At 64.3% G+C, this 5,742-nt stretch carries 6 protein-coding genes and 1 tRNA gene; 1 reads left to right on the top strand and 6 read right to left on the bottom strand.

Annotation, left to right across the window (positions count from 1 at the left end; all coding sequences use genetic code 11):
• Positions 1–729: DUF3427 domain-containing protein (locus tag AS93_RS0115785; RefSeq protein WP_155956162.1), on the top strand; the 729-nt coding region annotated here is incomplete at its 5' end.
• A gap of 96 nt (positions 730–825) precedes the next feature.
• On the opposite strand, the gene AS93_RS0115780 is transcribed toward AS93_RS0115785, so the two are convergent.
• The 6 genes from AS93_RS0115780 to AS93_RS0115755 form a co-directional block, all read right to left on the bottom strand.
• A tRNA-Thr gene (locus AS93_RS0115780) sits at positions 826–901 on the bottom strand.
• A 254-nt stretch (positions 902–1,155) separates the two neighbouring features.
• Positions 1,156–2,379: a methyltransferase gene (locus tag AS93_RS0115775; protein ID WP_037009618.1), complete on the bottom strand. Its 1,224-nt coding sequence runs from the start codon at positions 2,377–2,379 to the stop codon at positions 1,156–1,158.
• Between the two features lie 47 nt (positions 2,380–2,426).
• Positions 2,427–3,116: an ABC transporter permease gene (locus AS93_RS0115770; protein ID WP_027591508.1), complete on the bottom strand. Its 690-nt coding sequence runs from the start codon at positions 3,114–3,116 to the stop codon at positions 2,427–2,429.
• Complete coding sequence (locus tag AS93_RS0115765; RefSeq protein WP_027591507.1) at positions 3,113–3,808, bottom strand: ABC transporter permease; 696 nt, start codon at positions 3,806–3,808, stop codon at positions 3,113–3,115. The genes AS93_RS0115770 and AS93_RS0115765 overlap by 4 nt, the downstream gene beginning before the upstream one ends.
• A gap of 51 nt (positions 3,809–3,859) precedes the next feature.
• Positions 3,860–4,612, bottom strand: a complete 753-nt coding sequence (locus AS93_RS0115760; protein ID WP_027591506.1) for an ABC transporter substrate-binding protein — start codon at positions 4,610–4,612, stop codon at positions 3,860–3,862.
• 16 nt (positions 4,613–4,628) lie between these two features.
• Positions 4,629–5,402: an ABC transporter ATP-binding protein gene (locus AS93_RS0115755; RefSeq protein ID WP_027591505.1), complete on the bottom strand. Its 774-nt coding sequence runs from the start codon at positions 5,400–5,402 to the stop codon at positions 4,629–4,631.
• Between the last annotated feature and the right edge of the window lie 340 nt (positions 5,403–5,742).

Raw genomic sequence — 5,742 nt, 5'->3', positions numbered from 1 at the left:
CCCTCCCGCCACTTCCTAGCCCGCGCCGCCGGGAATTCCATGAACGGCGGCAAGCAACCGATCAAGGATGGGGATTACCTGCTGCTGGAAGTCATTAGTAGCGAAAGCGCCGGCAAGATCACAGGCGACGTCATGGCCATCGAGCGCCAAGACGAAACCGGCGATAATCAATATCTGCTACGTAAGGTCCTCAAGGACCCCAGCGGCCAATACCGCCTGCGCGCCCATAATCCCGACTACGCCGACATTCAGGTCAGCGATGAACTGCAAGAGCAGTTCCGCACCTTCGCTCGCCTCAAAGCCGTTATCGACCCGTTAGAAATGCAGGTTGGCCAATGCTTTATGCGCGAGGAAATCCCGGCGCTGTTTGGTTCCGAGTTCAATGCTGGAAGCTGGAACAGCGGGCATGTGGTGATTCCGGAGTGCAATGCCCATGTGCTGTTGGTGACGCTGAATAAACAAGGCAAGGCCGATGACCTGCGCTACCAAGACCATTGGATTGACGAGCGACATTTCCATTGGCAAACGCAGAACCAGACGGCGCCGGGCAACAAACGCGGCCAGGAAATCATCAACCACGCAGCGTTGGGCATTGCTCTGCACCTCTTTGTGCGTGAAAACAGGCTAGAGAACGGCAAGGCCGCTCCCTTCCGCTATTACGGGCAGGTGAACTATCAGAGCCACAGCGGGAGTAAGCCGATGAGTGTGCGGTTCGAGCTGCAGCAATAGGTATAAGGTCTACCGCAAGCGCGTGGCGCGCCCATTGGGGCGCAGATTCCAAAAACGAAAAAGGCCCACCCGAAGGTGAGCCTTTTTTGATTTTGATGGTGCCGGCACCAGGAGTCGAACCCGGGACCTACTGATTACAAGTCAGTTGCTCTACCAGCTGAGCTATACCGGCGAAAACGTCCGGCATTATACCGACCGGGGCGCGGGAGTAAACCGCTGTGCTGTCGATGGGGTCACGGCCGGCGGGCCTTATGCACAAAGCGAATGAAATCAACACGCTGTGAGATGGAATTTGTGAAGCGTTCGGCCGATTTCGCAACTTATTGTTTTTGCTGGTTATTTTTGGACTGTTCAGAAATGGATCAGTGCGGGCAAAGGCCCGCGCGGCGGGCTTTTGCGGGGCTTACCCCAAACTCGTTCACAGAGTTATCCACAGATTCTGTGGGCATCGTTGCGCTCGGCGAGGAGGAGCAGGTTGCGGGGCGTGAGCCGGTGTTCGCAGAACTGGCCCAGTCGCACTTGGTAGCCCTGTTCCTCCAGAAACAGGGCCCGGTCGAGAACCAGCCAGAGCTCCATTGGGCGGCGGAACAGGTTGCGTAGCAGCTCCAGGTTGCGCACTTCGGCCAGGCGCTGCCAGCCGGCGCTCTCCAGTGCGGCCCAGTCCTGTTTGCCCGGCTTGGGCAGTTGCTTGAGCTCGGCGAGGTCGTGGCAGTACTGGGCGAAGGGCTTGTCCAGCCAGTGGCCCGGGAGCGACGGGGTGGGCAGGTATTCGTCGCGGCCGCGCAGTTGGCGCTGCAGCAGGTCGAAGGCCAGTCGGCGCGCCATGGACTGATCGCGCTGGCGACGTACCCGGGCGCCGGCGGTGGCGGTTTCGCACAGGGGCAGGGCCAGGTCATCGCGGCTGAGCCGCAGCTCGGAATCGCGGGCCGCTGCCGACAGCGGCTGGTATTCGTCGGTGCCGATGCGGTTGTAGCAGCAGGGCGCCACGGCCAGGTGCGCGCAGCCGCGCTGGCTGGCCAGTTGCAGCAGGCGCACATGCAGGTCGCCGCAGGCATGCAGGGCCACGGGGCTGTGTTCGGGCGCTAGCTGCTGGGCGGCGTCGGCGGCGAGCACGTCCTGTTGGATATGCCGGGCCTGCAGCTGCTGGCGCTGGCTGAGCGCGGCGCCGGCTTCCACCAGCGCGGGATCGTATTCCAGGCACGTGAGGCGGGCGCCGTCCTGGGCCAGCAGGCGGCCGAGATGGCCCTTGCCGGAGCACCAGTCCAGCCAGTGCCTGGGGCGTTCGGCGAACTGCAGGGTGTCGGCGAAGGCGCGGATCTGCTGCCATTTGCGACCTGGCACATCGACACTCAGGCGTGCGGGCGGCTCCGTGCCGACGCGGCGTGGCAAGTCGTCGATTCGGCCGAGTTCCCAGGCGGTGGCGGCCAGCTCCGGAAATGGGGCTGGGGCGGGCAGGCGCTCCGGGTGGGACTGGTCGGCGTCGGCTTGCTCCAGCGTGCGTGCGCGCAGCCAGGCGGCCAGACGGGGATGCTCCGCTTCCCAAGGCAGGTGCAGGTGGGTAAAGGGCTTGGGGCGCCAGAGCGCCTGGTGGGCGATCAGGAAATCGTCCAGGGCCTGGAAGCGGGCGAGCAGATCGGGGCCGGTGAGCATGATGGATTTGGAAAGGCGCGCCCCTCGGGCGAGGGCGCGCGAAAGGGTCAGCGTCCCTGGCAGGCGTCCACGCGCAGCCAGCGTTCCAGCAGCTTGAAGCCCTGCACCAGCACGAAGGCGATGATCAGGTAGATCACCCCGGCGGCGAAGAAGAACTCCACCGGCAGGTAGGTGCGCGCGATGATGGTGCGCGCCGCACCGGTGAGTTCCACCAGGGTGATGGTGCTGGCCAGGGCGCTGGCCTTGAGCATCAGGATCACTTCATTGCTGTAGGCCGGCAGGCCGATGCGGATGGCGCGCGGCAGGGTGACGTGTAGCAGGGTCTGCGTGCGCGACATGCCCAGCGCCCGCGCCGCCTCCACTTCGCCGGGCGGCACTGCCTGGATGGCGCCGCGAATGATTTCGGCGATATAGGCGGCGGTGTGCAGCGTCATGGTGATGATGGCGCACCAGTACGGGTCACGCAGGTACGGCCACAGCGCGCTCTGGCGCACCACATCGAACTGCGCCATGCCGTAATAGACGAGGAACAGCTGCACCAGCAGCGGAGTGCCGCGGAAGAAGAAGATGTAGGCGTAGGGCAGGGCGCGCAGGTAGAGGTTCTGCGAGGCACGGGCGATGCCCATCGGCAGGGCCAGGATCAGCCCGAGCAGCACGGAAATGGCTACCAGCTGCAGGGTCAGCACCGCGCCGTCGAGCAGGCGCGGCAGGTATTGAACGATCACATCCCAGTTCATGCCGCGCTCCTCACGAAGCCGCGGCTGGCGCGCCGCTCAAGGAAATGCAGGCCGATCATCGCGACGACGGTCAGGCCGAGGTAGATCAGCGCCGCCACCATGTAGAAGGTGAACGGCTCCTTGCTGGCGGTCACGGCGATCTGCGAGCGGCGCATCAGCTCTTCCAGACCGATCACCGAGACCAGCGCGGTGTCCTTCATGAGGATCATGAACAGGTTGCCGAGGCCGGGCAGGGCGATGCGCCACATCTGCGGCAGGATCAGCCGCCAGAAGATGCGCGGAGCCGACAGGCCCAGCGCCAGGCCGGCTTCACGGTGACCCTTGGGAATGGCCAGGATGGCGCCCCGGAAGACCTCGGTGGCGTAGGCGCCGAAGCACAGCCCCAGGGCAATGGTGCCGGCGGCGAAGGCGGAAAGCTCCAGGCTTTCCATGCCCAGCAGGTCGGCCAGACTGCGCATCAGGCCCACCGTGCCGAAATAGATCAGCAGCACCCAGAGCAGCTCGGGCACGCCGCGCACCAGGGTGGAGTAGGTGCCGCCCAGCCATTGCAGGGGCTTGAGGGGCGAGGTCTTGGCCAGCGCACCGAGCAGGCCGAGGACCAGGCCCAGCGCCAGGGAGGCCAGGGCGAGCTGGATGGTCATCAGCGTGCCGGCCAGCAGCGCGGGGCCGAATCCGTGGAGGTCGAAGATCATGAGGAAAAGCTAGCGTGAGGCCGGCGCGCCCTAAGGCGCGCCGGGGGTCGATCAATAGATGCTGAACGGGAAGTACTTGGCGTTGATCTTTTCGTAAGTACCGTCCGCGACGATTTCCTTCAGCGCGGTGTTCAGGCGCTCGCGCAGCGGGTCGCCCTTGCGCACGGCAATGCCGATCTTGTCGTTGTCGAACACCGGGTCGCCCTTGAACTCGAAGTCCTTGCCGGCGTCGCTCTTGAGCCATTCCCACTGCACGAAGGTGTCGGCGAGGATGCCGTCCAGGCGGCCGGAGGCCAGGTCCAGGTAGGCGTTCTCCTGGGTGTCGTAGAGCTTCACGTCGACCACCTTGGCCAGGTTGTCCTCCAGCCAGGTGCCGGCAATGGTGGCGCGCTGTGCACCGATCACCTTGCCCTTGAGGCTGTTCTGGTCAGTCTTGAAGTCCACCGACTTGGGCGCCACGAACTGCAGCTTGTTGGTGTAGTAGGGCTCGGTGAAGTCGACGGCGCGCTTGCGCTCTTCGGTGATCGACATGGAGGCGATCAGGAAGTCGAACTTGCGGGCGTTCAGCGCCGGGATGATGCCGTCCCAGTCGGAGGTGACGACTTCGCATTCGACCTTCATCTTGGCGCACAGCGCCTGGCCGATTTCGATGTCGAAGCCGACCACCTGGCCGCTGGCGTCGATCAGGTTGAAGGGAGGGTAGGCGCCTTCGGTGCCGAGCTTGAGCTTCTCTGCCGCGACGGCCTGGCTGCCGATGGCCAGGGTGGCGGCGGCGGCCAGCAGGAACTTCTTGTAGGTCTGCATGCGGTGTTGCTCCGTGTTAGCGATGGCTGGACATGAATTGTTTACAGCGCGCCGATTGCGGGTTGTCAAACACCTGCTCGGGCGACCCCTGTTCCTCGACCAGACCCTGGTGCAGGAAGACCACTTCACTGGACACCTGGCGGGCGAAGTTCAATTCATGGGTCACCAGTAGCATGGTGCGTCCCTCATCGGCGAGCGCACGGATCACGTTAAGCACTTCTTGTACCATCTCCGGGTCCAGCGCCGAGGTGGGCTCGTCGAAGAGGATCACCTTGGGCTGCATCGCCAGGGTGCGGGCGATGGCGGCGCGCTGCTGCTGGCCGCCGGACAGCTGGTTCGGATAGGCGTGGCGCTTGTCGGCGATGCCGACCTTGGCCAGCAGGGCCTCGGCCACGTCGATGGCTTCGGCCTTGCTCTGCCCCAGCACGCGGCGCGGGGCCTCGATGATGTTGTCCAGCACGCTCATGTGTGGCCAGAGGTTGAAGTTCTGGAACACGAAGCCGACCTGGCTGCGCAGGCGGTTGATCTGCCGGCTGTCCGCCGCGACCAGTTCGCCAGCCTTGCCGGGCTTGAGCTTGAGCTGTTCGCCGGCGACGAGGATTTCCCCTTCGTTGGGGTTTTCCAGAAGGTTGATGCAGCGCAGGAAGGTGGACTTGCCCGAGCCAGACGAGCCGAGGATGGAGATCACGTCACCGTCACGGGCGGTGAGGGAAATGCCCTTGAGCACCTCCAGGTCGCCGTAACGCTTGTGCAGGTTGCGGATTTCCAGTGCAGGCGTGGCCTGAACCATACGTTGTCCTCTTGTATGACTCCGCTGCAGACGGCGACGGGGGACGTTGCCTGCAAGCTAGCACAGGGGCGAGAGGCGGCCAACACGGCCAACCGCCGGAGCTCGCCTGGCCCTGCGAGCCGTGCGGATGAAGAATCGTGCAGCTCCCGGAAACGGGGCTCGAAAACGCGGCATTCTACGGGATGTCGTCGAGCCGTTCCACGTTGTGCGATGTCGTGCCGGCGCCTTGTTGCGATGCCAGAAACGACAAACCCCTGAAGTCTTGCGACATCAGGGGTCTGGAATATGGTGCCCAGGGACGGAATCGAACCGCCGACACGGGGATTTTCAATCCCCTGCT

It is taken from the genome of Pseudomonas sp. RL (assembly GCF_000647775.1).
Taxonomy (GTDB): Bacteria; Pseudomonadota; Gammaproteobacteria; order Pseudomonadales; family Pseudomonadaceae; genus Serpens; species Serpens flexibilis.
This window is presented reverse-complemented; position numbering and strand designations above follow the sequence as displayed.